At 67.9% G+C, this 22,370-nt stretch carries 15 protein-coding genes and 1 pseudogene; 8 read left to right on the forward strand and 8 right to left on the reverse strand.

Annotation, left to right across the window (positions count from 1 at the left end):
• Positions 1 to 123 precede the first annotated feature (123 nt).
• Positions 124 to 3,168 carry a BTAD domain-containing putative transcriptional regulator gene (locus VMT40_RS09785; RefSeq protein ID WP_326357665.1) on the reverse strand — a complete coding sequence of 1,015 codons (3,045 nt, stop codon included), beginning with the start codon at positions 3,166 to 3,168 and terminating at the stop codon, positions 124 to 126.
• A gap of 577 nt (positions 3,169 to 3,745) precedes the next feature.
• Positions 3,746 to 5,467 (reverse strand): PucR family transcriptional regulator, encoded by a 1,722-nt coding sequence (locus tag VMT40_RS09790; RefSeq protein ID WP_326357666.1) that lies wholly within the window; start codon positions 5,465 to 5,467, stop codon positions 3,746 to 3,748.
• A 111-nt stretch (positions 5,468 to 5,578) separates the two neighbouring features.
• Between VMT40_RS09790 and VMT40_RS09795 the strand changes: the two genes are divergently transcribed.
• From VMT40_RS09795 to VMT40_RS09805, 3 genes are all read left to right on the forward strand, one after another.
• On the forward strand, positions 5,579 to 7,069 hold the full coding sequence (locus VMT40_RS09795) for a CoA-acylating methylmalonate-semialdehyde dehydrogenase (RefSeq protein ID WP_326357667.1): 1,491 nt from the start codon (positions 5,579 to 5,581) through the stop codon (positions 7,067 to 7,069).
• A gap of 25 nt (positions 7,070 to 7,094) precedes the next feature.
• A complete protein-coding gene (locus tag VMT40_RS09800) occupies positions 7,095 to 8,462 on the forward strand; it encodes an aspartate aminotransferase family protein (protein WP_326357668.1) in 1,368 nt (455 codons plus the stop codon).
• Positions 8,463 to 8,854: 392 nt separating this feature from the next.
• Positions 8,855 to 10,270 carry an NAD(P)/FAD-dependent oxidoreductase gene (locus VMT40_RS09805; protein ID WP_326357669.1) on the forward strand — a complete coding sequence of 472 codons (1,416 nt, stop codon included), beginning with the start codon at positions 8,855 to 8,857 and terminating at the stop codon, positions 10,268 to 10,270.
• Between the two features lie 153 nt (positions 10,271 to 10,423).
• On the opposite strand, the gene VMT40_RS09810 is transcribed toward VMT40_RS09805, so the two are convergent.
• Positions 10,424 to 11,572: a metallophosphoesterase gene (locus VMT40_RS09810; RefSeq protein ID WP_326357670.1), complete on the reverse strand. Its 1,149-nt coding sequence runs from the start codon at positions 11,570 to 11,572 to the stop codon at positions 10,424 to 10,426.
• 84 nt (positions 11,573 to 11,656) lie between these two features.
• Between VMT40_RS09810 and VMT40_RS09815 the strand changes: the two genes are divergently transcribed.
• Entirely contained in the window at positions 11,657 to 12,133 is a 477-nt protein-coding gene (locus VMT40_RS09815; protein ID WP_326357671.1) for an Lrp/AsnC family transcriptional regulator, read from the forward strand.
• A 9-nt stretch (positions 12,134 to 12,142) separates the two neighbouring features.
• On the opposite strand, the gene VMT40_RS09820 is transcribed toward VMT40_RS09815, so the two are convergent.
• Positions 12,143 to 12,772, reverse strand: coding sequence for an HD domain-containing protein (locus VMT40_RS09820; RefSeq protein WP_326357672.1), 630 nt, complete (start codon positions 12,770 to 12,772; stop codon positions 12,143 to 12,145).
• 75 nt (positions 12,773 to 12,847) lie between these two features.
• On the reverse strand, positions 12,848 to 13,423 hold the full coding sequence (locus tag VMT40_RS09825) for a TetR/AcrR family transcriptional regulator (protein WP_326357673.1): 576 nt from the start codon (positions 13,421 to 13,423) through the stop codon (positions 12,848 to 12,850).
• A gap of 66 nt (positions 13,424 to 13,489) precedes the next feature.
• Here VMT40_RS09825 and VMT40_RS09830 point away from each other — a divergent pair, with 66 nt between their 5' ends.
• Positions 13,490 to 14,479 (forward strand): SMP-30/gluconolactonase/LRE family protein, encoded by a 990-nt coding sequence (locus VMT40_RS09830; RefSeq protein WP_326357674.1) that lies wholly within the window; start codon positions 13,490 to 13,492, stop codon positions 14,477 to 14,479.
• Positions 14,480 to 14,491: 12 nt separating this feature from the next.
• On the opposite strand, the gene VMT40_RS09835 is transcribed toward VMT40_RS09830, so the two are convergent.
• Positions 14,492 to 15,955: an MFS transporter gene (locus tag VMT40_RS09835; RefSeq protein WP_326358558.1), complete on the reverse strand. Its 1,464-nt coding sequence runs from the start codon at positions 15,953 to 15,955 to the stop codon at positions 14,492 to 14,494.
• A gap of 149 nt (positions 15,956 to 16,104) precedes the next feature.
• On the reverse strand, positions 16,105 to 17,349 hold the full coding sequence (cobA, locus tag VMT40_RS09840; RefSeq protein WP_326358559.1) for a uroporphyrinogen-III C-methyltransferase: 1,245 nt from the start codon (positions 17,347 to 17,349) through the stop codon (positions 16,105 to 16,107).
• 160 nt (positions 17,350 to 17,509) lie between these two features.
• On the opposite strand from cobA, the gene VMT40_RS09845 reads away from it, so the two are divergent.
• The gene (locus VMT40_RS09845; RefSeq protein ID WP_326357675.1) at positions 17,510 to 18,496 is read left to right on the forward strand and encodes a poly(ethylene terephthalate) hydrolase family protein; all 987 of its coding nucleotides are present in this window, start codon (positions 17,510 to 17,512) and stop codon (positions 18,494 to 18,496) included.
• Here VMT40_RS09845 and VMT40_RS09850 read toward each other — a convergent pair.
• Positions 18,483 to 19,835 (reverse strand): annotated as a pseudogene (locus VMT40_RS09850) (DoxX family protein). The gene VMT40_RS09845 and the pseudogene VMT40_RS09850 overlap by 14 nt on opposite strands.
• Positions 19,836 to 20,109: 274 nt before the next feature.
• On the opposite strand from VMT40_RS09850, the gene VMT40_RS09860 reads away from it, so the two are divergent.
• Together VMT40_RS09860 and VMT40_RS09865 are read left to right on the forward strand one after the other, a co-directional pair.
• A complete protein-coding gene (locus tag VMT40_RS09860) occupies positions 20,110 to 21,246 on the forward strand; it encodes a phosphotransferase family protein (protein ID WP_326357678.1) in 1,137 nt (378 codons plus the stop codon).
• A 3-nt stretch (positions 21,247 to 21,249) separates the two neighbouring features.
• On the forward strand, positions 21,250 to 22,362 hold the full coding sequence (locus VMT40_RS09865) for a hypothetical protein (RefSeq protein WP_326357679.1): 1,113 nt from the start codon (positions 21,250 to 21,252) through the stop codon (positions 22,360 to 22,362).
• The last annotated feature ends 8 nt before the right edge of the window (positions 22,363 to 22,370 follow it).

The following is a 22,370-nucleotide window of genomic DNA, read 5'->3' on the forward strand; positions in this document are numbered from 1 at the left end:
CCCGATCAATCTTGCACCCGAGACTCGACCGCCGATTAGCCCCGACCAACCACGCCCGAACCCACTCTGGCGACCACCGATCACGCTCGAGCGGGCGCTCGAACCCGAGCTAGTGATCGCTGATCACGCCTGGTCGAGTAGGGCGAGACCGCGGCGGGCGGCCTCGTGTGCCTCGGCCAGAGTGGGCGAGCCGTCGACTGGGATGTCCAGTACAGCTGCGTAATACGCGCGGGCGGCGGGGGGATCTTGGATTCGGGCCACGTCGCCCAAGCCGCGGAGGGCGTTGGCGTGCATGTCGGTCGCGCCGTGGGTGCGGGCCAGTTCGGCGGCACGCTCGTAGTCTGCGCGGGCCGCCTCGATGTCGCGGTGGTCGCCCTCGCCGCCGAGGCGGATATCGCCGCGCCGGGTCAGCAGGTCGGCCGTGTCGGCGACCCAGCCCAGGTCGGTGTTCACCGCGATGGCCTCGTCGATCAATGCCAGCGAGGTGGATCGATCTCCCTGCCGCTCGGCTACCGCGGCCAGTTTGTCGAGGCTCGCGGCAATGGCCCACCGGTCCCCGGTCGCTCGGAAACCCGCTAGCGCCGCCGCGAATTCGGGTTCGGACTCCGCGATCTTGCCCGACATGAACAGGCCGAGGCCCTCGCCCAGGCGCAGGAAGGCCTGCGACCACGCGTCGGGTCCGAACAGCCGCCGCAGCCTCGCCGGATCGCCGGGCACCATCCCACCGGCCAGTGCGAGCAGCAGGATCACATGTGGTTGCCGCAGCGGCTCTTTCAGCGCCGCGAGCCCAGCAGCGGCGCGCTCGACCTCCGAACCCAAATCCGCCCGCCCCCGCGCCGCCACCGCGACGCACAACGCATACCGCTCCGCGTCGGTATGGACAGTCGAATTAAGTACGGGCAGCAGGCTTCTCGCCAGCTCCGGTGCGTCACCGGGACGGCCGGTGAGCCACCAGAACCAGGCTTGGGCGGCTATGAGGCGGGTGGCGAGGGCGGGGTCGGCTTCGACGGACCAGTGCAGGGCCGCTTGGATGTTGTCGTGGTTGGCGGCCAGGCGCGTGAGGTGGTCGAGTTGGGATGGGCCGCGCAGCAAGGGATCCGAGGTCTCGGCGAGGGTGGTGAAGTACTCGGCGTGGGCGCGGCGAGTGGTCTCGTGGTCACCGGATTCGAGGGACCGCTGCCGGGCGAATTCGCGGATGGTTTCGAGCATCCGGTAGCGCCCCTGGCCGACGTTCAGCAGCGATTTGTCGACCAGGTCGGCCAGGAGGTCGTCGATATCGTCGAGACCGCAGATCTGCCGGGCGGCCGCTGCGGTCGCACCACCCGCAAAGACCGAGAAGCGTTGCGCCAGTTGCTGTTCGCTCGAATCCAGCAGGTCCCAGCTCCAGGCGACCACTGCCTGCAGGGTCTGATGGCGGGGCTCTGCGGTGCGGTCGCCCCGGGCGAGCAGACGGAAGCGATCGGACAGTCGCGCATCGATCTCGGGCAGATCGAGTGTCCGCAGCCGCGCGGCGGCCAGTTCGATAGCCAGCGGCAAACCGTCCAGGCGGGCACAGATTCTGGCCACCATGCCGATGGTGCCCGCGTCAACGGTGAAGCCGGGACAGACGGCCGACGCGCGATCCGCGAACAGCCGCACCGCCGGACCGGAAAGCTGTTCGGCAAGTGGCGAATCCGGGCTGGCAAGCGGCAACTGCGGTACGACAAACACGGATTCGCCGGTAATCCGCAAGGCCTCGCGACTGGTGGCCAACACACGCACACCCGGACAATCCACCAACAGCCGATGCGCAAACCGCGCCGCCTCGAGAACCACCTGCTCACAATTGTCCAGAACGAGCACAATCCGCCGATCCCCCAACATGGTCCGCAACCGCCGCTCAACCTCGCGCCCGTCCCCCGAATACTGGCCCCGCTCACCACCTGTCACCGCACCAGCCCCATCTGCCGTAGCGCCATCCGCGCCGCTTCCCGTCGAGCCCATTCCCCCGGCCCCCGCTGAGGCCATACCGCCCCTCCCGGCAGAGTCGATGCCGCTGCTCCCAGCCGAGGTCATGCCGCCCCTCACCGCAGCGCCCACACCGTCTCTCCAGGCAGAGGTCACGCCACTTCTCACAGCGCCCACGCCACCGCGCTCGGCAGAGAGCATGCCGCTCCCCGCTGCGCCACCACCGCCGACCGAGCCCATGTGGTCGCTCGGGGTGTCGCTGACCCCGAACGCGGAGATCGCGCCGCCGACGGCTTCGCCAAGGGCGGCGGCTACGGCTTGCGGAATTTGAGTTCCGTCGGTGAGGGGGGCCAGGTCGATGAAGCAGGTTTCGCCGCGTAGGCGGGAGGCGGCGGCGAGGGCTAGGCGGGTTTTGCCGGTGCCGCCGGGGCCTACCAAGGTGACGAGGCGGGATTGGGACAGGAGGGGGAGCAGTTCGGAGAGTTCGGGTTCGCGGCCTATGAAGCTGGTGAGGGGGGTGGGGAGGCGGCGGGTCGAGGGCGGGGGGAGCTCGTCCGCGCGGAGGATGGCGAAGTGGGCGGCCATGAGGTCGGCGGAGGGGTCGGTGCCGAGTTCGTCGGCGAGGAGGCGGCGGCCGCGTTCGAAGCACTCCAGGGCTTCAGCCTGGCGGCCCGCCGCGTAGAGGGCGCGCATGAGCAGGGCGCGGGCTCGTTCCCGAAGTGGATGGGCGGCAACCAATTCCGATAGCGCGCCCAGGACGGCGTCCGGCTCACCGACAGCCAAGGCTGCCTCGGCCCGATCCTCCTCGGCGGCCAAACGCGCCTCGTCCAGGCGGGCGGCCTGGGCCTCGGCGAAAGGCGCATCACGCACATCGGCCAGGGCGGGACCGCGCCACAGCGCCAAGGCCTGATCCAGTAGCGGCAGCGCGGCGGCGGGATCATTGTCCCGCAACGCTTTCCGCCCCAGCTCCGCCAACCGGGCGAACCGATGCGCGTCCACCGCCTCCGCCGGAACGGCCAATCGATAACCCGCACCGCTCGATTCGACGAACTCCCCCTCCCCCAGCCCACTCTTCAAAGCCCTCCGCAGCCGAGAAACCTGCGACTGCAACGCATGCCCCACATCCCCCGCCGCCCGCTCCCCATACAACCCATCGATCAACCGCTCCCGCCCCACCACCCGCCCCGCCTCTACCGCAAGCGCCCCCAACAACGCCCGCACCTGCGGCCCCCCAACCGGAAACGGCCTCCCATCCCCCCGCCAAGCCTCAACCGCCCCCAAGATCCCAAACTCCACGCCAGCAGTATGCCCGCCCCCACCCCCTCGCCCCGCCCCTCCCGCCCACAACCATGCCACCACCACACGGTCCTCCTCAGCAGACCACGCCCGCCCACGAACATCCCCGTGCCACGGCGCTTCTCGACCGACCACACCCGCCCGCGTGCATCCCCATGGCACGGCGCTTCTCAGCCGACCACTCGCGCCGACGAGCATGCAAGTGAGCAGGACTCTTCTCGGCCGATGCCTGCTGAATTGCATGCTCGTGGGTCAGCAACCACCCACTCCCCCACGAACATGCATTCTGGCAGCGGCCTTCTCGGCCGATGCCTGCTCAATTACGTGCTCGCGGGTCAGCAGCCAGCCACTCCCCCCACGAACATGCATTCCGGCAGGACTCTTCTCGGCCGATGCCTGCTGAATTGCATGCTCGTGGGTCAGCAACCACCCACTCCCCCACGAACATGCATTCTGGCAGGGGTCTTCTCGGGCGATGGCTGCTGAATTGCATGCTCGTGGGTTAGCGGGGGGTGGGGAGGAGGTCGCGGATTAGGAGGGCGGTGTGGAGGGAGGTGCGGGTTTCGCCGTTGTCCAGGTCTATGGCGAGGATTCGTTCTATGCGGGAGAGGCGGTCGTAGAGGGTGGGGCGGCTGATGTTGAGGCGTTTGGCTAGTTCGGTTTTGTTGCCTGCCAGGTCTAGGAAGCTGCGGAGGGTGGGGGTGAGGTCCGTCGAGTTGCGGATGTCGTGGCGGAGGAGGGCGGAGAGTTCGGTTTCGGCGAAGCGTTGGACGCCGGGCTCGTCGCGGATGAGGGAGAGGAGGCCGCGCAGGCGGATGTCGCCGCTGCGGTAGAAGGGGCGGGGGGTCGAGGGGGCCAGGGAGAGAGCCACTTCCGCGACGTGGGCGGCCTGGGCTAGTTCGCGGGCGGTGTCGAGGAGGGAGTCGGATTCGGCGGCCGTGCCGATGACGGCGCGATCCACGCCGGGGACGCGGCGGATTTCGGCGAGGATCGCGGAACAGGCCGTTGTGAGGGCGGTGTCGAGGTCGCCGGTGCGGGAGATGGCTAGTACCAGGGTGATTCGGGTGCCGTGGTCGGGGGCGGCGAGGGCGGTCGCCTTGGCCAGGGCCACGCCATGCAGGGTGGCGTCGAGCAGCGCGGCCGTGCGGCGTTGCTGGGCAACGGGATCCGACTCCGCCGCGGCGGCGATATCCACGGCGAGCGGGACATAACGGGCGCGGCGCGCCAGACCGAGCGCGGCGGCCAGGGCGGCCGCCTCACGCTCGTCCGTGACTCGGCCGGTCACCATATCGTCGATGAGCCCGGTCTGGGCTTGGCGATGCAGCCCAAAGCGATCGCGCTCCACCATGCGATGCAACGTCAGTGTCTGCGCGGCCCGCTCGAGCACCATGCGAGCCCGCGCATTGCCGCCCCCAACAGAACGACCCTCGCCACCCCCGGCGGAACGCCTATCGCCACTCCCGGCAGAACGCCCACCACCAGCCCCGGCGGAACGCCCATCGCCACCCCCGTTGGAACCGGAACGCACGTCGCCAGCTGTGGGTGGGCGGAGGATGAGGCGGCCCCAGCGTTGGGTGTGTGGGCCTACCGGAACTACGTTCGGGTCGGTGTCGGGGAGGAGGCGGGAGGTGGTTTCCCAGTGGTCGAGGAGGGCGGGGGTGGTGGTGTGGCGGGCGGTTAGGGCTAGGACGCGGTGGGTTAGGTCTTCGAGGACTATCGAGGTGTCCAGCATTCCGGCAGCTGTTTTCACGATTTCGGCGAGGGAGGCGCGGCGGACGCTGAGGGCGGTGAAGGTTTCGTGGACGGTGCGGGCGAATTCCAGTTCCGCGTATTGGTCGGCGACGATCACGCGGTGGACCGCCTCGGTGATCTCCACGAAGCGCACCACCCGGTGCAGCGCGATCACCGGCAGGCCCAGGCGGTCGGCCGTGCGCACCACCACCGGCGGCAATCTCCGCACGTAGGTGCCCAATTCGACGACCAGACCCGAAACCCCGGCGGCCGCCAGGGATTCCAGATAGGCGACGGTGGCCGCGTCGGAACCGGCCAGCGCCTGGCCGGTGGTGAGGATCAATTCCCGCCCGACCAAGAGTTCGGCAACGTCCGGCAGCTCGCTCACGTGCACCCACCGCACCGGCCGATCCAGGCTGCCGCCGCCCGCGAGCTCGGGCTGCCCGGCCTGGACAACGGGCATGGCTACGACGTCGGCAACGCTGAGGTGCATCGACGAAGTGTAAAACGAAACGCGAAACCACGGACATTTTGTCGGGCGTCAACCGGCGGGTAATGCCGCACAGTAGGGACGGCAGCACAGCATCAGAGGAATCGAGGACACATGCAGACCATCGCCCACTGGCTCGACGGCAAACCCTTCGCCGGTTCCTCCACGGCGACCGCGCCGGTCACCAATCCCGCGACGGGCGTGGTGACCGGACAGGTCGCCCTGGCTTCGGCCGCCGACGTGCGCACGGTGGTCGACGCCGCCGTGGCCGCCTTCCCGGCCTGGCGCGACTCCTCCCTGGCCAAGCGCACCCAAGTCCTGTTCCGCTTCCGCGAACTGCTCAACGAGCGCAAGGAGGAACTGGCCGCGCTGATCACCGCCGAACACGGCAAGGTGCTCAGCGACGCCCTCGGCGAGGTGACCCGCGGCCTGGAGATCGTCGAGTTCGCCTGCGGCATACCGCATCTTCTCAAGGGCGGCTACACCGAGAACGCCTCGACCAAGGTCGACATCTTCTCGGTGCGCCAGGCCCTGGGCCCGGTGGCGATCATCTCGCCCTTCAACTTCCCGGCCATGGTCCCCATGTGGTTCTTCCCCCTCGCCATCGCGGCCGGAAACACCGTGGTGCTCAAGCCCAGCGAGAAGGACCCGTCGCCGTCGCTGTGGATGGCCGAGCTGTGGCAGGAGGCCGGACTGCCCGACGGCGTGTTCAATGTGGTGCAGGGCGACAAGGTCGCGGTGGACGAACTGCTGGAAAACCCTGCCATCAAGGCGATCTCGTTCGTCGGATCCACCCCGATCGCCAAGTACGTCTACCAGAACGGCACCGCCAACGGCAAGCGCGTGCAGGCGCTGGGCGGGGCCAAGAACCACATGGTGGTGCTGCCGGACGCCGATCTGGATCTGGCCGCCGACGCCGCGGTGAACGCGGGCTTCGGCTCAGCCGGTGAGCGCTGCATGGCGATCAGCGCGCTGGTGGCGGTCGGATCCATCGCCGACGACCTGGTGGCACGAATCGCCGAGCGCGCCAAGACGATTCGCACCGGCGACGGCACCCGCGGCACCGATATGGGCCCGCTGGTGACGCAGGCGCATCGCGACAAAGTGACCTCCTATGTGGCGGCGGGCGAATCCGCCGGTGCCACGGTCGTACTCGACGGCCGCGCGGTGGACGCGGACGGTGAAGCCGACGGATTCTGGCTCGGCCCAACGATTCTCGACCACGTCACCCCCGAGATGACCGTCTACACCGACGAGATCTTCGGCCCCGTCCTCTCGGTGGTCCGCGTCGAGAGCTACGACGACGCGCTGGCCCTCATCAACGCCAACCCCTACGGCAATGGCACCGCCCTGTTCACCAATGACGGCGGCGCGGCCCGACGCTTCCACAACGAGGTGGAAGTCGGCATGGTCGGCATCAATGTCCCGATCCCGGTTCCCATGGCCTACTACAGTTTCGGTGGCTGGAAGAACTCCCTGTTCGGCGATTCGCACGCGCACGGCACCGACGGCGTGCACTTCTTCACCCGCACCAAGGCGGTCACCACCCGCTGGCTCGATCCGAGCCACGGTGGCCTGAACCTCGGCTTCCCCCAGAACCACTGACGCTGAATCCTCGAAGGACATCGCCATGACACTGCCCAATGGCTTGACCCCCGACGCGGCGCGTGAAATAGCCGCCCGCGCCTATGAATTGGATCGCGCGCACGTCTTCCATTCGTGGTCCGCGCAGAAGTCGTTGAATCCCATGGTGATCACCGCCGCCCAAGGCTGCTACGTGTGGGACGGCGAGGGGAATCGGCTCCTGGACTTCTCCTCGCAAATGGTGAACACCAATATCGGACACCAGCATCCGAAGGTGGTGGCCGCGATTCAGGAGCAGGCGGCCACGCTGTGCACCATCGGCCCGGCCTTCGTGAACGACGCCCGCTCGGAGGCCGCGCGGCTCATTGCCGAACGCACCCCCGGTGAGCTGAACCGGATCTTCTTCACCAATGGCGGCGCGGACGCGGTCGAGCACGCGGTGCGCATGGCGCGGCTGCACACCGGCCGGTACAAGGTGCTCGCGCGCTACCGCTCCTACCACGGCGGCACCGAGACCGCGGTGAATCTCACCGGCGACCCCCGGCGCTGGCCCAATGACCACGGCAATGCCGGGGTCGTGCACTTCTTCGGGCCGTTCCTGTACCGCTCGCAATTCCACGCCAGCACCGAGGCCGAGGAAACCGAACGCGCGCTGCAACACCTCGAGCAGACGATCGTGTTCGAGGGGCCGAGCACCATCGCGGCCATCATTCTGGAATCCATTCCGGGCACGGCCGGAATCATGGTGCCGCCACCGGGATACCTGGCCGGGGTCCGCGAACTGTGCGACCGCTACGGCATCGTGTTCATCGCCGACGAGGTGATGTCCGGCTTCGGGCGCACCGGAAAATGGTTCGCCATCGAGCACGCGGGCGAGGTCGTGCCGGACCTGCTGACCTTCGCCAAGGGCGTCAACTCCGGGTATGTGCCGCTCGGCGGCGTGGCCATCGCGCCGCACATCGCGGCCACCTTCGACGATCGGCCGTATCCGGGCGGGCTCACCTACTCCGGGCATCCGCTCGCCACGGCCGCCGCGGTCGCGACCATCAATGCCATGCGAGACGAGCGCATTGTCGAGAACGCCGCCGAGATCGGCGAGCGGGTCATCGGCCCGACCCTGTGCGACATGGCCGGGCGGCACCCGAGTATCGGCGAGGTCCGGGGCGCGGGCGTGTTCTGGGCCGTCGAACTGGTCCTCGATCGCGCCACCCGCGAACCCCTCGCACCCTACGGCGGCAGCAGCCCGGCCATGACCGAGACCGTCGCCGCCGCCAAGGCCGCCGGACTGCTGCTGTTCGTGAATTTCAATCGCCTGCACGTGGTCCCGCCGTGCACCATTTCCGAAGCCGAGGCCAAGGAGGGACTCGCGATTCTCGATCAGGCGCTGACCATCGCCGACGGGCACACCGTCTGACGGCATAACGGCGCAAGGGGCATAACGGCGGCGACACGGTTACGCCCGCTCCGCGTAATCGCTTCGGGTTTGAGCTATTCTCACGGCACACATCACGTTCCGAGGTGGTTGACCGTGGAAACCCGCACCGCCGGGTTGAACCCGAGGCTGCGACACGCAGCCATGAATATCGCCGGGCAGCTGCGCATGCGCCGCCGCTGCGACGATCGCGCCGCCACCAGCTGAACTCTTCGAAAGCCGCCGACCGGTCATCTCGGGTGACCATCGGCGGCTTTCGCGCATCCCGAACCGCCCGTCGCCTCCGACGCATCGCGGTTCGGGACAGCCCCCCACCATCCTCGAGAGCCGAGGTGTGCCGTCGCGTACGGCTGGAGCGAAGGAGTTGATCGGCCATGTCGGCCAAAGGAAGCAAACTGTGGGCGTCGGCCCTGAAAGACGCAGCGCCGACGCCGTACTGGACCGACCGGCCCGAGCGGCCGACCCCCACCGACCCCCTCACCACCGCGACCGACGCGGACCTGGCCGTCATCGGCGGCGGCTACAGCGGACTCTGGACCGCGCTGCTGGCCAAGGAACGCAATCCCGGCACCGATGTGGTGCTGCTGGAATCCGGACTCTGCGGACACGCGGCCTCGGGCCGCAATGGCGGATTCTGTTCCGCCAGCCTGACTCACGGCCTGGCCAATGGCATGGAACGCTTCCCCGACGAGATCGGGGAGCTGGAACGCCTCGGCCGCTGCAACCTCGACGATATCGAGAAGGCGACCCTGCGCTACGGCATCGACTGCGACTTCGAACGCACCGGTGAGATGGAGGTCGCCACCGCGCCGCACGAGATCGAATGGCTGCGGGAGAGCCACGACGCGGCCGAATCCCTCGGCTACCGCACGGAATTGCTGGACGCGGCACAGGTGCAGGGCATGGTGCACTCACCCACGTATCTGGGCGGCTGGTGGGATCGTGACGGGGTCGCCATGCTGGATCCGGCGCGGCTGGCCTGGGGATTGCGGCGCGCCTGTTTGGAATTGGGCGTGCGGATCTATGAAGGCACTCCCGTGCAAAGGATTTCGAAATCCTGCGGCGGAACGTTGACGCTGCACACACCGCACGGTGAAGTGCGCGCGCCGCGGGTCGCGTTGTGCACCAGCGCATTCGCGGGTCCGGTGCCCAAGGTGTCGCGGCATGTGGTGCCGGTCTACGACTACGCGCTCATGACCGAGCCGCTCACCCGCGAACAGCTCGACAGCATCGGCTGGCACACCCGCATGGGCCTGGGCGACGCCTCCTACCGCTTCCACTACTACCGGCTGACTAGCGACAACCGCATCCTGTTCGGCGGCTACGACGCCATCTACCACTTCGGCAACCGCATCGCGCCCACCCTGGAATCCAACGAGGCCACCTTCGAAACCCTGGCCCAACACTTCTTCCAGACCTTCCCCCAACTCGACGGTCTGCGCTTCACCCACCGCTGGGGCGGCGTCATCGACACCTGCGGCCGCTTCTGCGCCTTCTTCGGCTCGGCCTACAAGGGCAAACTCGTCTACGCCGCGGGCTACACCGGCCTGGGTGTCGGCGCGACCCGCTTCGGCGCGGAAGTCATGCTCGACCAACTCTGGAACGAGGACACCGAACGCACCCGCCTCCGCCTGGTCCGCTCCCGCCCCCTCCCCCTCCCCCCAGAACCGTTGCGCTCCGCCGGAATCCACCTCACCCGCTGGTCCCTGGCCCGCGCGGATTCCCACCAAGGCCGCCGCAACCTCTGGCTCAAAACCCTCGACTACACCGGCCTAGGCTTCGACTCCTGAGTGTCACGGCCACCCCGCTCCCCGGGCGCGGTGGCCGCAACCACCCCGCCATCCCGGCGCGCTCTTGGCCGGAATCCACTGCGGCAGGGTGGGTCCCGGCCCAAACATACGCTGGGATTACGGGGGCTGGGGCGTCGAGGCAGCGGCGCCGAATCAGGAGGGCAGCGCGGCGGGTTGTCTCGGGGCGCGGAGGATCAGGACCGTGATTTCGCTGGGGGCGAAGAGCCGGAGTTGGGGGCCCCAGAAGCCGGTGCCTCGGCTGGTGTAGAGCTGGGTGTGGGTGCCGTGGCGGGAGAGGCCCGCCACTACCGGCTGGTCGAGGCGGACCAGGTAGCGGAAGGGCCAGATTTGGCCGCCGTGGGTGTGGCCCGAAATCTGTAGGGCCACACCGGCGGACACCGCGTCGGTGACCTGCTTGGGCTGATGAGCCAGCAGGATTACCGGGAGCGCGGGGTCGGCTCCGGTCAGGGCGGTTGTGATGTCGGGGCCGTGGCCGGGGAGCGAAACACCGGTGGGGTCGTCGATGCCCGCGAGGACGAGGCTGTCGCCATTGCGGGTGATGACCTCGTGGGCGTTGCGCAGGGGCTGCCAACCCAGGCCGGACATGTGGTCGATCCAGCCGGGTGCGTCGCCGAAGTACTCGTGGTTGCCGGTGATGTAGAAGCGCCCGTACTCGGCGTCGACCTTGCCCAGCGGATCGACCTGCGCCCGGCGCGCGGCCACCGACCCGTCGGCGAGATCGCCCGCGTGGCAGGCGATATCGGGGCGCTGCGCGTTCACCTCCTCGACCACCCGCTCCGACCAGCGCAGGCGATCGGTGGCCGCGTAGTGGGTGTCGGTGACCACCACCATCCGCAGACCGTCCAAACCCGCTCCGAGACCGGGGATCTCGACGTCCAGGGTCTTCACCCGCGGCACGCGACGCGCCTCGTAGATCGCCCAGGCGGTCAATCCCACCCAGATCGCGAGCACGCCGACCGCAACGATCCGCGAGCGTGCCGGGTCGTCCACACCGACCACACCCAGCCCGGCCCGCACGACGGCACCGATCACCGACCAGGTGAACAGGACCCACATCACACCCAGCAGCGTGTCCCCGACCAGCGACGCCGCATCCGACTGCCGGGGCCCGTGGCCGAGCAGCATGCCCGCGGGCAGCGCCAGATAGCCGAGCAGGAATGCCGCCGAGCCGAGCCAGAACCAGGTCCCGGACAGGGTGGTGTACACCAGCAGCCACCACGGCAGGGCGAACAGAAGCGCGGGAATGCCGAGGAACAGAACCGCGCGCGGAACGTACTTCACGGGAGATCATCCTTGTCGGACCGAAGGCCGCCGGAACCGGCGTGCCATCCAACGTACCGTGCGCATCGGGAAGGATGATCTCGCGTGACCGACCAGACCTCCGGCCGGGGAGCTCCGCACCTCGACGACATCTCCAAGCGGATCATCGCCCAACTCCAGGAGGACGGCCGCCGCGCCTACGCCACCATCGGCAAGGCGGTCGGGCTCTCCGAGGCGGCCGTGCGCCAGCGCGTGCAGAAACTGGCCGACGCCGGAGTGATCCAGATCGTCGCCGTCACCGACCCCCTCCAGGTCGGCCTGTTTCGCCAGGCCATGATCGCCATCACCGTCGACGGCCCGGTCCAACCGGTCGCCGACACCCTCGCCGCCATCGAGGAAATCAACTACGTGGTCGTCTGTGCGGGCCGCTACGACATCCTCTGCGAAGCCGTCTGCCCCGACGACGAGGCCCTCCTCGACCTCGTCTCCAATCGCATCCGCGCCCTGGCGGGCGTCCGCCACGCGGAAATCATGATGTACCTCAAGCTCCGCAAACAGACCTACAAATACGGCACCCGCTGACGGACAGCGCTAATCGCTTGTGAGGGTTGCCAATTCGGCGGCCAGGTTGGCTCGGGCGGCGGATTCGTAGCGGGCGCGGGCGGTGGGGGTGCGGAAGAGGGCGGGTTGGTCGGCCAGGGCGGTGAGGACGGCGGCGCGTCCCGCGCGGAAGAGGTCGTCGGGGACGTGGGCGTATTCGGCTCGGACGGCCGTGGTGTAGGCGGCGTAGGTAGCGGGGTCGGCGGCGAGGATTGCCAGGTCGGCGTCGCAGAGGACGGCGCCGTTGCGGTCGGTCGGTTCGGGGTGGTGGCCGCCGGTGAGGCGGACCAGGCGGGCCACCTCGGCGACCGTCTCCGGGTCGACTCCCAATGTGGGAAGGGTGGATTCGGCCAGGCGCGCGCTGGCCTCCTCGTTGTCGCCGCCGTCCATGGCGTAGACGGCGTCGTGGAAGAAGGCGGCGTAGCGGACCGCGTCCAGGTCGGCGGCGTCGGCGGCCAGATCGTCGATGACGGCCAGGATGGCGGCCAGATGCTCGACCGTGTGATAGCGGCGGTGCGGCTCGCTGTAGCGGCGGACCAGGTCCTCCCCCACCGCCCGCGCCTGCGGCCCGGCCAATTTCGTCCAGCGGTCCAGCAGCTCCGCGTGCAGGCTCATCCCCATCGAGGCAGTGTGACCGAAGTTCCGCGCGGAGAAAAGGCCTCGGGCACGGTGGTTTTCACCACTGCGCGAATCGGTTCACCGCTGGCCCAGAGTGAGGTAACGCTGCACGGTGGGACCGATATCGGCCACGATCTGTTCGTGGGTCAACGCCACCACCGGCGGCAGCTTCAGCACATAGCGGCACAGCGCGAGGCCCAGAATTTGCGTGGCGATCAATCCCGCGCGATGCGGTGCGTCGGAGGGATCGCCGAACCGCAACACCGCGGGCATGATCTGCTGGGCGAAAATGCGCTGCATGCGCTCGACCACGATGTCGTCGCTGAGCGCCGATCGCATGAGGGTGAGCAGGATTTCACTGGTCGGCGGCTGCTCCCACAGCTCGAGGAAGCGGCCCGCTATCAGGGCACCGAGCGAATCCGGCACGGCCGCGGCCAGATCGGGCAGCTCCAGGTCGATATCCAGTGCGGCGTCGAACAATCCGTCCTTGTTGCCGTAGTACCGCATGACCATCGAGGGATCGATGTCGGCATCGGCGGCAATGGCGCGAATGGTTGCCTTCCGATAGCCGTCCTCGGCGAAGCGGCGCCGCGCGGCCTCCAGAATGGCGGCCTTGGTGGCGTCCGAGCGCCGGGGAGTCGTCTCCACATTCATGCCCACAAGTGTAGGCCAACATCTGTTGACACCCAAGTACCGCCCGTCACGGGGTTGAATTGACCCATGTCTCTACAGCCTCGGCGCTGGCAGCCACCCAAGGCCACGCCACGCGCGCGCGAAAAGCACAGCGAACCACCGATGCCCGCGGTACAGCGGATCGAAGTGCCCGGCGAAGGGCCCGAGGATGTGGTGGTCGCGGCCGACGGCAGAGTGGTCGCGGGGCTCGCGAACGGAGCGCTGGTGGCGGTGGATCCCGGCGAGGGGACCGTCGAGCAGATCGGGCACACCGACGGACGGCCGCTCGGACTGCACGCCAATTCCGATGGGTCGCTGTTGATCTGCGATGCCGAACGCGGACTGCTGCGGCTGGACAAGCCGGGCGGGCAGATCACGGTGCTGGTCGACGAGATCGGGGGCGTGCCATTGAATTTCACCAGCAATGTGTTCGCCGACGGGGACACCGTCTACTTCACCGAATCCACCCGGCGCTGGAAGCTCGACGAGTACATGGGCGACATGCTCGAGCACTCCGAAACCGGGCGGCTGTTGCGCCGACATCCGGACGGCCGCGTCGAAACCCTGGTCGGCGAGCTGAAATTCGCGAACGGCCTCGTGCTGGCCCCGGACCGCTCGTGCGTGCTGGTCGCCGAGACGGGTGGCTACAGCATTACCCGCTACTGGCTGTCCGGAGACAAGGCGGGCACCCACGACTATTTCGTGGAGAACCTGCCCGGCTTCCCCGACAATATGGGACTGGGCAGCGACGGGCTGGTCTGGGTCGCGCTGGTCACGCCGCGAAATCCGCTGCTGGACATGCTGCTTCCGCTCCCCGGCCTGCTGCGACGGCTGGTGTGGGCGATTCCCCAACGCCTGCAACCGAAACCGGCGCGCACGGTGTGGGTGCAGGCGTTCGACTTCGAGGGGAACCTGATTCACGATCTGCAGCGGGAGGGCACGGACTACGCCATGGTCACCGGGGTCGCCGAACAGGACGGGGTGATCTACCTCGGCAGTCTCACCGAGACGGCCATCGGCCTGACGCGCGTGCCCTGATTCGCTTGCGCGTCAGTTCTTCTGCGCTTCGTCCTGCGCGTGCTGCGCCTGCGCCAACTGCGCGGGCGTGTACCGCAGCGTCAACGCGAGCAACCCCATGATCGCGGTGCCGATGGCGCACACCAGCAGGACGAAGGTGTATCCGCTGCCCAGCGCATTGATCTGATGCTGCGACATCTCGCTCACCTTGCCCGTCGCGCCCTTGTCCAACGACAGGGTGCGCGACAGGGCGACCGGGCTCAGCACGCCGACCGCGAACGGCGTACCCATGTTCATGAACATCTGCCCGACCGCCGACAGCGGGCCGATATGGGCCATGTCCACACCGACCAGCACGCACAGCGGCAGGATCACGATGGCCATGCCGATGCAGAAGCCCACGATCGACATCATGACCAGCAGGGTCGGGAAATAGTCGGCCGAACTGTCCAGTGTCGAGCCGAAATACAGCGCACCGGCCAGCACCGCCGCGGCGCCCAGCAGCAGCCAGCGCGCCCGAATGTACATGCAGGCCTTGGACGCCACCGCCGTGCCGACGCCCGCGCCGAGGGTGAACGGGATGCTGGCCAGACCGGCCTGCAAGGGGCTGTAGCGCAAGACGTTCTGCAGGAACTGGGCGACGAAGAAGGTGGTCGCGCCGAGCACGCCGGAGGCCAGGAAGATGGCGGCGAAGGTGATCACGCGGTCGCGGCTGTCGAACAGCGACCACGGCAGCAGCGGGTTCTCCACATCGCGCTCGGCGAAGACGAACACGAGCAGCAGCACGAAGCCGCCGATCAGCGTGCCGAGGATGACCGGTGAGTTCCAACCCATTTCAGGACCCTCGGTCGCGCCGAAGACGATCGACACGCATGCCAGCGTGCCCAGGATCGCGCCGCGCACATCCATGGACATGCGGCGGTGCTCGGTGTCACGCAGCTGGTAGATCGCGCCCCAGACAATGAGCAGACCGATCGGCACATTGATCCAGAAGATCCAGCGCCAGTCCACCTGGGTGAGCGCGCCGCCGATGACCAGACCGCCGACCGAGCCGACGCCGACCATGGAACCGAAGATGGCGATCGCTTGATTACGGGCGGGCCCGGGCGCGTAGGTGCTGGCGACCAGCGCGAACGCGGTCGGCGCGGCAATGGCCGCGCCCGTGCCCTGCAGGGCGCGAGCCGCGATCAGCCACGCCTCGTTCTGCGCGGTGCCGCAGAGCGCGGAGGCGATGGTGAACAGGGTGACGCCGAGAATCAGCATCCGCTTGCGGCCGAACGAGTCGCCGAGCCGACCGCCCAGGAGCATCAATCCCGCGAAGGGCAGACCGTAGGCGGTCACCGTCCACGCGCTGCCCGCACTGGACAGCCCGAGCTGCTCTTGTAGTCGCGGTAGCGCCAGGATCATGACGGTGCCGTCGAGCACCACCATCAGCTGCAGCCCGCTCAGTACGAGAATGGCGAGCCCGAACGCCCGCTTGGTCACCGGATACTGCATCGTCGCAGCGGGGTTATCGAGCACGTGGCCACTGTAGTGGAGTCACCAACTCTCGGTAACTCTCAGGGGCTTCGCCCCCGAACCCCCAAGAGCACCTCGGGGGCTCCGCGCCCGAACCCTCGGACTAGTTCCTCGATACTCCGCACTAGTCACTCGATGTCCGGCGCGCCCGCGATGAAACCGGCGGTGGGGCCGATGACGATGATGGCGGGCGGGCGGATGCCCTCGGCGCGTACGCGTTCGGCGATGGTGGCCAGATCCGCGCGGAGAATGCGCTGGGTGCGGAGGCTGCCCTCTTGAATGACGGTGGCCGGGGTGTCGGCGGCGCGGCCACCGGCCATCAGGGCGTCGGCGAATTTTTCGATGCGCTCGACGGCCATGAGCAGGACGATCGTGCCGCGCAGCCGGGCCAGGGCGGGCCAGTCGACCAGGGAATCCGGGTGGTCGGGGGCGACGTGGCCGCTCACGACCACGAATTCGTGGGTGACACCGCGGTGGGTGACCGGGATACCGGCCAGGGCGGGCACCGAGATCGCGCTGGTGACACCTGGGACGACCGTCACCGGGATGCCCGCGTCGACGCAGGCCTCGAGTTCCTCGTAGCCGCGGCCGAAGACATAGTTGTCGCCGCCCTTGAGCCGGACCACGAACTTGCCCGCCTTCGCGCCCTCGATGAGCGCGGCATTGATGTGCTCCTGGGCCATCGCCCGGCCGTAGGGGATCTTGGCCGCGTCGATGACCTCGACGTCCGGGCCCAGTTCGGCCAGCAGCTCGGGCGGCGCGAGCCGGTCGGCGACAACGAGATTCGCGCGCGCCAGCAGGCGACGGCCGCGCACGGTGATCAGGTCCGGATCGCCGGGACCGCCGCCGACCAGGGCGACGCCGGGGGCGACGGGGGCCGAATCATCGGTCACCACACCGGATTGCAGCGCCTCGAGCAGGGCATTGCGGACCGCGGCCGAGCGGCGGTGCTGGCCGCCCGCGAGCACGCCGAGGGTCATGCCGTCGTAGCGGGCGGTCGCCGGGGTGACGGCGGTGCCGAGGCGGGCGGTGTCGGCGCGCACACAGAACACCCGGCGGCGGGTGGCCTCGGCGACCACGGCCGCATTGGTCTCGGGCTCGTCGGTGCAGGCCATGGCGTACCAGGCGCCGTCCAGATCACCGTCGGCGTAGGCGCGCAATTCGATGCTGATCTGACCGGATGTGCCCATGCCCTCGACCGCGGGCGTCACCTCACGACTGATCACGTGCACGTCCGCGCCGGAGGCGATGAGCAGCCCGAGCCGCCGCTGCGCCACCGTGCCGCCGCCGACCACGACCACGCGGCGACCGTTCAGATCGAGGCCGACCAGGTAGTTCGGGTCACCGGTCGAGGCTTGCGAATCCGGAACCAGCTGGTCATCGGGGGTGGCTGAGGCGTTCTGCACAAGGATTCAGCGTACGGCGTGCCGTGCGACAGGAAACAATCGCCCGGCTGCTGTCCAGCAATCGATACGAAGCTCACCGTGACGGGGGCATCTTGCGTCGGAAACCGGTCGGGCGATTCTATGCTTGATGGCTATGACCCGCTGCGCCGCGTTGATTCGCAGTTGTGTGTTGGCTGTGTCGATGGCCTGGGGGATGGCATTGGGGGTGGGGCATCCGATCGGACACGCGGATTCGGTAGCGGGAGCGGTGGAATCGACGTATTCGCAACCCGGGCCGTGGGCGGTGACGGCGGAGCAGGCCTTCGCCTGTTGCGACTCCACGGGGGCGGCCTATGACATCTGGTATCCGACGAGCTTGGGAGCCAATGGGTTTCGGCATCCCATTATCACCTGGGGTGACGGGACCAATGCGCATCCCAGCCAATACGACTATCTGCTGCGGCATTTCGCGTCCTGGGGCTTCGTGGTGATTGCCACCGAGAACGCGGCCACCGGATCCGGAGTCGATATCGCGGGGGCGGTGGACAAGCTCTTGGCGGTGGCCGCCGACCCGGGCAGTGTGTTCCACGGTCGGCTGGATACGGATGCGATTGGCGCGGTGGGGCATTCGCAGGGGGCTACCGGGGTGTTGAACGCCATGATGAACTCCGGCGGGCGGATCAGGACCGCGGTGCCGATCGAGCTTCCGGCGCAGATGTGGTGCTTCGCGGGCGGGTGTCCGGACACTCATCGGGTGTCCGATGGATCGGTGTTCTTTGTGAACGGGTCGGCGGACACCATTATTTCGCCGTCGGAGCAGGCGTTGCCGCCGGAGACCGCCGGATTGCAGTCCGTGCGTGCCTATTACGACGCGGTGCCGGGCACGGTGCCGAAAGCGTGGGGGACGCTGGTCGGTCCGAACCACAATGACGTGCAGGGCCAACCGGATTGCGCGGAGGCGTCCTGGCCCTGCACGTCGGGTGTGTTCGGGTACCTCGGCTATCCGACCGCCTGGCTGGCCGCCCGGCTGCTGGGTGACGCCGCCGCCGAGCGCGCCTTCGTCTCCGAGTCCGGTGAGTTCTTCGCCTCGAACCCGCTGTGGACCAACCAGATCAGCGACATCACTCCCCCATAGGCTTGCCGAAGTTGGCGCTCTCCTGAATCAGGTGCAGGCCTCGGCCCTTGCGGAGAGCCAGATCATTGAGATCGACCTGATCGAGTGTGATGGTGACGGGGTGCCCGTCCAACTGGCCGTCGAGCACCAGGCGATTGGATGCGGGCTGCTGGTAGGACAGGGTGGCCACATCGGTGTCCGTCTTCGGGGAATGCAGCACCACCCGGTGTGCGCCGGTGTCGATTTGCGCGCCGAAGGGCATCAGCTCATCGTCCATGCGCTGCACCACGGCCAGCTTCGGCTGGTCGAAAACCAGTCGCCGCCAGCGGGTGTCATCGGTCAGCAGCGGCGGCACCGGCTGGCCGTCGCGGGTGAACTCGGTGACGGTCCAGATGCCGTAGAGCTCGGACTTCGGTCTCCCCAAGCCGTAGTCGTGCCAGCCGCGCACGCCCTCCCAGATGTCGGCCGACGACATCCACACCGCCAGGAACACCTGCACGGCGGCGGCGATCCGCACCGCCCGGCGGCCGCGGAACGGTTGCGGGGTGGCTTCGGGACCGGCGGCCCGGCCGGTCAGCAGCGCGGTCAGCCGCGGCAGCTCGGGCACCAGCAGGGCCAGGCCCAAGAGCAGCAGATGGAACGACAGCAGCTTCACCGGCACATCGAAGGTCATGTTCAGCACCCACACCTGCGCCATGGCCACCAGGCTCAGCAGGATGCCCGCCAACTGGGTGCGCGGCAGCAGCAAGAGCAGGCCGCCCAGCACTTCGGCGATGCCGAGCAGGCTTTCGTACACCGGTGACACACCCACCTGGCTCCACAGCACACCCATCGGCGCGAAGTCACCGTAGGGCGTGAGCAGGGTGGTGAGATCGGGCTGCGGCATCTGGTTCGGAATCGCCTTGGCGAAGCCGTATCCCAGCATCTGCCCGGCCAGTCACAGGCGGATGAACAGCAGGAACCATGCGGCCAGACGGTGGTATTCGGTGCGTCGGCGGTCCAGCAGGGTCCACAGCACGGTTCCGGCCACCGCGATCACCAGGATGCAGAACACCAGGACCCAGAAGATCGCCTGATCGCCGCTGCCGGTGCTGTGAAGTTCGACATCGGTCCCGAAGACGGTGCGCCCCACCCACTTCACGATGGGCGCGGTGGGATTCATCCACTTGAGCACCCAGCCGTCGGGCAGCATGCGTTCGATCGGGCCCAGGAAGGCGAACAGCGGCTGCGGGTAGAGGACGCAGAAAAGCCCGAGGTACAGGAATCCGAATCGGAAAAGAATGCGGCCGACGGGATTCCACGAGCGGACCGCGGCGTTGTTTTCGCCCTCGCGATCGGCGACGGTATCGATTGTCTGCACGTATCGACGGTAGGTACGGCAACTCGCCGCGCGCCTCCGGAATCACCCTGAGCCGACCCGGAATATGCCTGATAGGAACTACTTCTCGAGGCGTACGTGCCAGCACGACCGCGCGGTGGCGACCAACCCGCATCCCGGTCACCGGTACTGGTGAAACAGGTCTGTCCGATCCTCTTACGGACGCATTTAGAACGGGTTACATTTCCCTCAACGTGCCGCACGGGGGCTTACCACACGGCGACACGCGCCGCTACACCCGTGCAGGGAGGACCTCATGACTTCGGCCAATGCCGATCCCAATCAGCGGATGGAACTCACCGTCTCCGACCAGAATCTCGACGAACTCGCCGACGAACTCGCGCAGTGGCTCGGGACCAAGGTCGAGTCCGATGAGCCGCCGCGGGTCACCTCGATCACTCGCCCCCAGGCGGGCGGCATGTCGAGCACGACGCTGCTCTTCGATGCCGAGTGGACCGAGCAGGGTGAAGCTGCGGGCGGCTCCTTCGTGGCCCGGCTCGCGCCGGACGCGAACTCGTTCCCGGTGTTCGAGAAGTACGATCTGGCAACACAATTCGCGGTGATCAAGGGCGTCGCCGAGGCCACCGATCTGCCGGTGCCGCCGCTGTGCTGGCTCGAGACCGGCACCGACAATGTGCTGGGCGCGCCGTTCTTCGTCATGCGACGGGTGAACGGCCGTGTGCCCGAGGACAATCCGCCCTACGTGTTCACCGGCTGGCTGCACGAGGCGACGCCGGAACAGCGGTATCAGGTCACCCGGCACACCGTCGAGATCATCGCCAAGGTGCACTCGATTCCCGATCCGGCGCAACGATTCCCGATGTTCGACGGGGAAGGCTCGGCGCTGCGGCGGCATTTCGAGGCGCAACGGGCCTGGTACGACTGGGCGCTGGCCCGCGACGGCTACCGGATTCCGTTGCTGGAGCGCGCCTTCGACTGGCTGGAGCGGAACTTCCCCACCGATACCGGGCCCGATGTGCTCAGCTGGGGGGACGCTCGGCCGGGCAATGTCATGTTCGACGGGTTCGAGCCGGTCGCGGTGTTGGACTGGGAGATGGCCGCCATCGGGCCGCGTGAACTCGATGTCGCGTGGACCATTTTCATCCATCGGTTCTTCCAGGACATCGCCACCCGCTTCGACCAGCCGGGGCTGGCGGACTACATGCGGCGCGCGGATGTGGAGAAGCTCTACGAGGAATCCACCGGGCACGCCCCGCGGGATATGGACTGGTACCTCATGTATTCCGCGCTGCGGCACGGCATCGTGATGGCCCGGATTCGGCGGCGAATGATCCACTTCGGCGAGGCAGCCGACAATGACGACCGCGACGACTACGTGATGCACCGGCCAGTACTGGAAGCAATGCTCGACGGCACCTACTCGTGGGATTGAGAGATGACGCAGAATCAGATCAACTCGCTCGATGAATACCCGATCCATCAGACTCCGCTGTCCATGTCGCGGGTCGGGACCAGCGATCGGAACTTCTACGACCGCAACTACTTCAACGCTCTGGACAAGGGCAGTGACACCTTCCTGGTGACCGGGTTCGGTGTGTATCCCAACCTCGGCGTGACCGACGCCTTCGCGACCGTGCGGCGCGGGGACACCCAGCGGGCGGTGCGGTTCTCCGACGCGCTGGGTGAGCGGAGCCTGGAACCCAAGGTCGGCGGGTATCGCATCGAGATCGTGGAACCGCTGCAGAAGATTCGGGTGCTGTGTGAGCACGAGGATCTGTCGTTCGACCTCACGTGGGAGGGGGCGTTCCCGGCGGTGGCCGAGCAGCCGCACACCATTCTCACCGGGGTGCATCGGCCGATCATCGACGCGCAGCGGTTCGCTCAGGTCGGAACCTGGTCGGGGACATTGAATGTGGATGGAACCGATATCTCGATCGACCCGGCGGCGTGGTGTGGCACCCGGGACCGGTCGTGGGGCATCCGTCCGGTCGGCGAATCCGATCATCCCGGACGGCTGGCCTCCGAACCGTCCGAGGGCTTCTGGTGGCTGTACGTGCCACTGCTGTTCGACGAGTTCTCGATCATCGTCATCGTGCAGGAGGAGCCCAACGGCTTCCGCACCTTGAACGACGCCACCCGCATCTGGAAGGACGGGCGGATCGAGCAACTCGGTTGGCCGCGTGTGCATCTGACCTACAAGCCCGGCACCCGCATCCCGACCAAGGTGCGCCTGGACCTCACCACCGGCGAGGGCAAACCGCTCGAGCTGGAAGTCGAGGCGGGAACCTTCATGGCTTTGAATGTCGGCTGCGGCTACGGCGGCGACCCGGACTGGCAGCACGGCCAGTGGAAGGGGCGCGATTGGGTCGAGAGCAAGCTCTACGACCTCACCGACCCGGCCATCGCGGGCCGAATCCCCTTCGGCGTCATCGACCACGTCGGCAAGGCCCGCTGCGGTGATGCCGAAGGCTGGGGACTCTTCGAACACGGCACCATGGGCCGCCACGACCCCACCGGCATGGCCGACTGGGGCTCCGTCGCCCCCTGACCCCAGCG

This window comes from Nocardia sp. CDC160, assembly GCF_035818795.1.
Classification (GTDB): Bacteria; Actinomycetota; Actinomycetes; order Mycobacteriales; family Mycobacteriaceae; genus Nocardia.

Coding starts and splice junctions, on each gene's coding strand:
- VMT40_RS09790 (WP_326357666.1), bottom strand. CDS start 5,467: ATGCACCTCAGCGTTGCCGACGTCGTAGCCATGCCCGTTGTCCAGGCC.
- VMT40_RS09795 (WP_326357667.1), top strand. CDS start 5,579: ATGCAGACCATCGCCCACTGGCTCGACGGCAAACCCTTCGCCGGTTCC.
- VMT40_RS09800 (WP_326357668.1), top strand. CDS start 7,095: ATGACACTGCCCAATGGCTTGACCCCCGACGCGGCGCGTGAAATAGCC.
- VMT40_RS09805 (WP_326357669.1), top strand. CDS start 8,855: ATGTCGGCCAAAGGAAGCAAACTGTGGGCGTCGGCCCTGAAAGACGCA.
- VMT40_RS09820 (WP_326357672.1), bottom strand. CDS start 12,772: ATGGGGATGAGCCTGCACGCGGAGCTGCTGGACCGCTGGACGAAATTG.
- VMT40_RS09825 (WP_326357673.1), bottom strand. CDS start 13,423: ATGAATGTGGAGACGACTCCCCGGCGCTCGGACGCCACCAAGGCCGCC.
- VMT40_RS09830 (WP_326357674.1), top strand. CDS start 13,490: ATGTCTCTACAGCCTCGGCGCTGGCAGCCACCCAAGGCCACGCCACGC.
- VMT40_RS09835 (WP_326358558.1), bottom strand. CDS start 15,955: ATGCAGTATCCGGTGACCAAGCGGGCGTTCGGGCTCGCCATTCTCGTA.
- VMT40_RS09845 (WP_326357675.1), top strand. CDS start 17,510: ATGGCTATGACCCGCTGCGCCGCGTTGATTCGCAGTTGTGTGTTGGCT.
- VMT40_RS09860 (WP_326357678.1), top strand. CDS start 20,110: ATGACTTCGGCCAATGCCGATCCCAATCAGCGGATGGAACTCACCGTC.
- VMT40_RS09865 (WP_326357679.1), top strand. CDS start 21,250: ATGACGCAGAATCAGATCAACTCGCTCGATGAATACCCGATCCATCAG.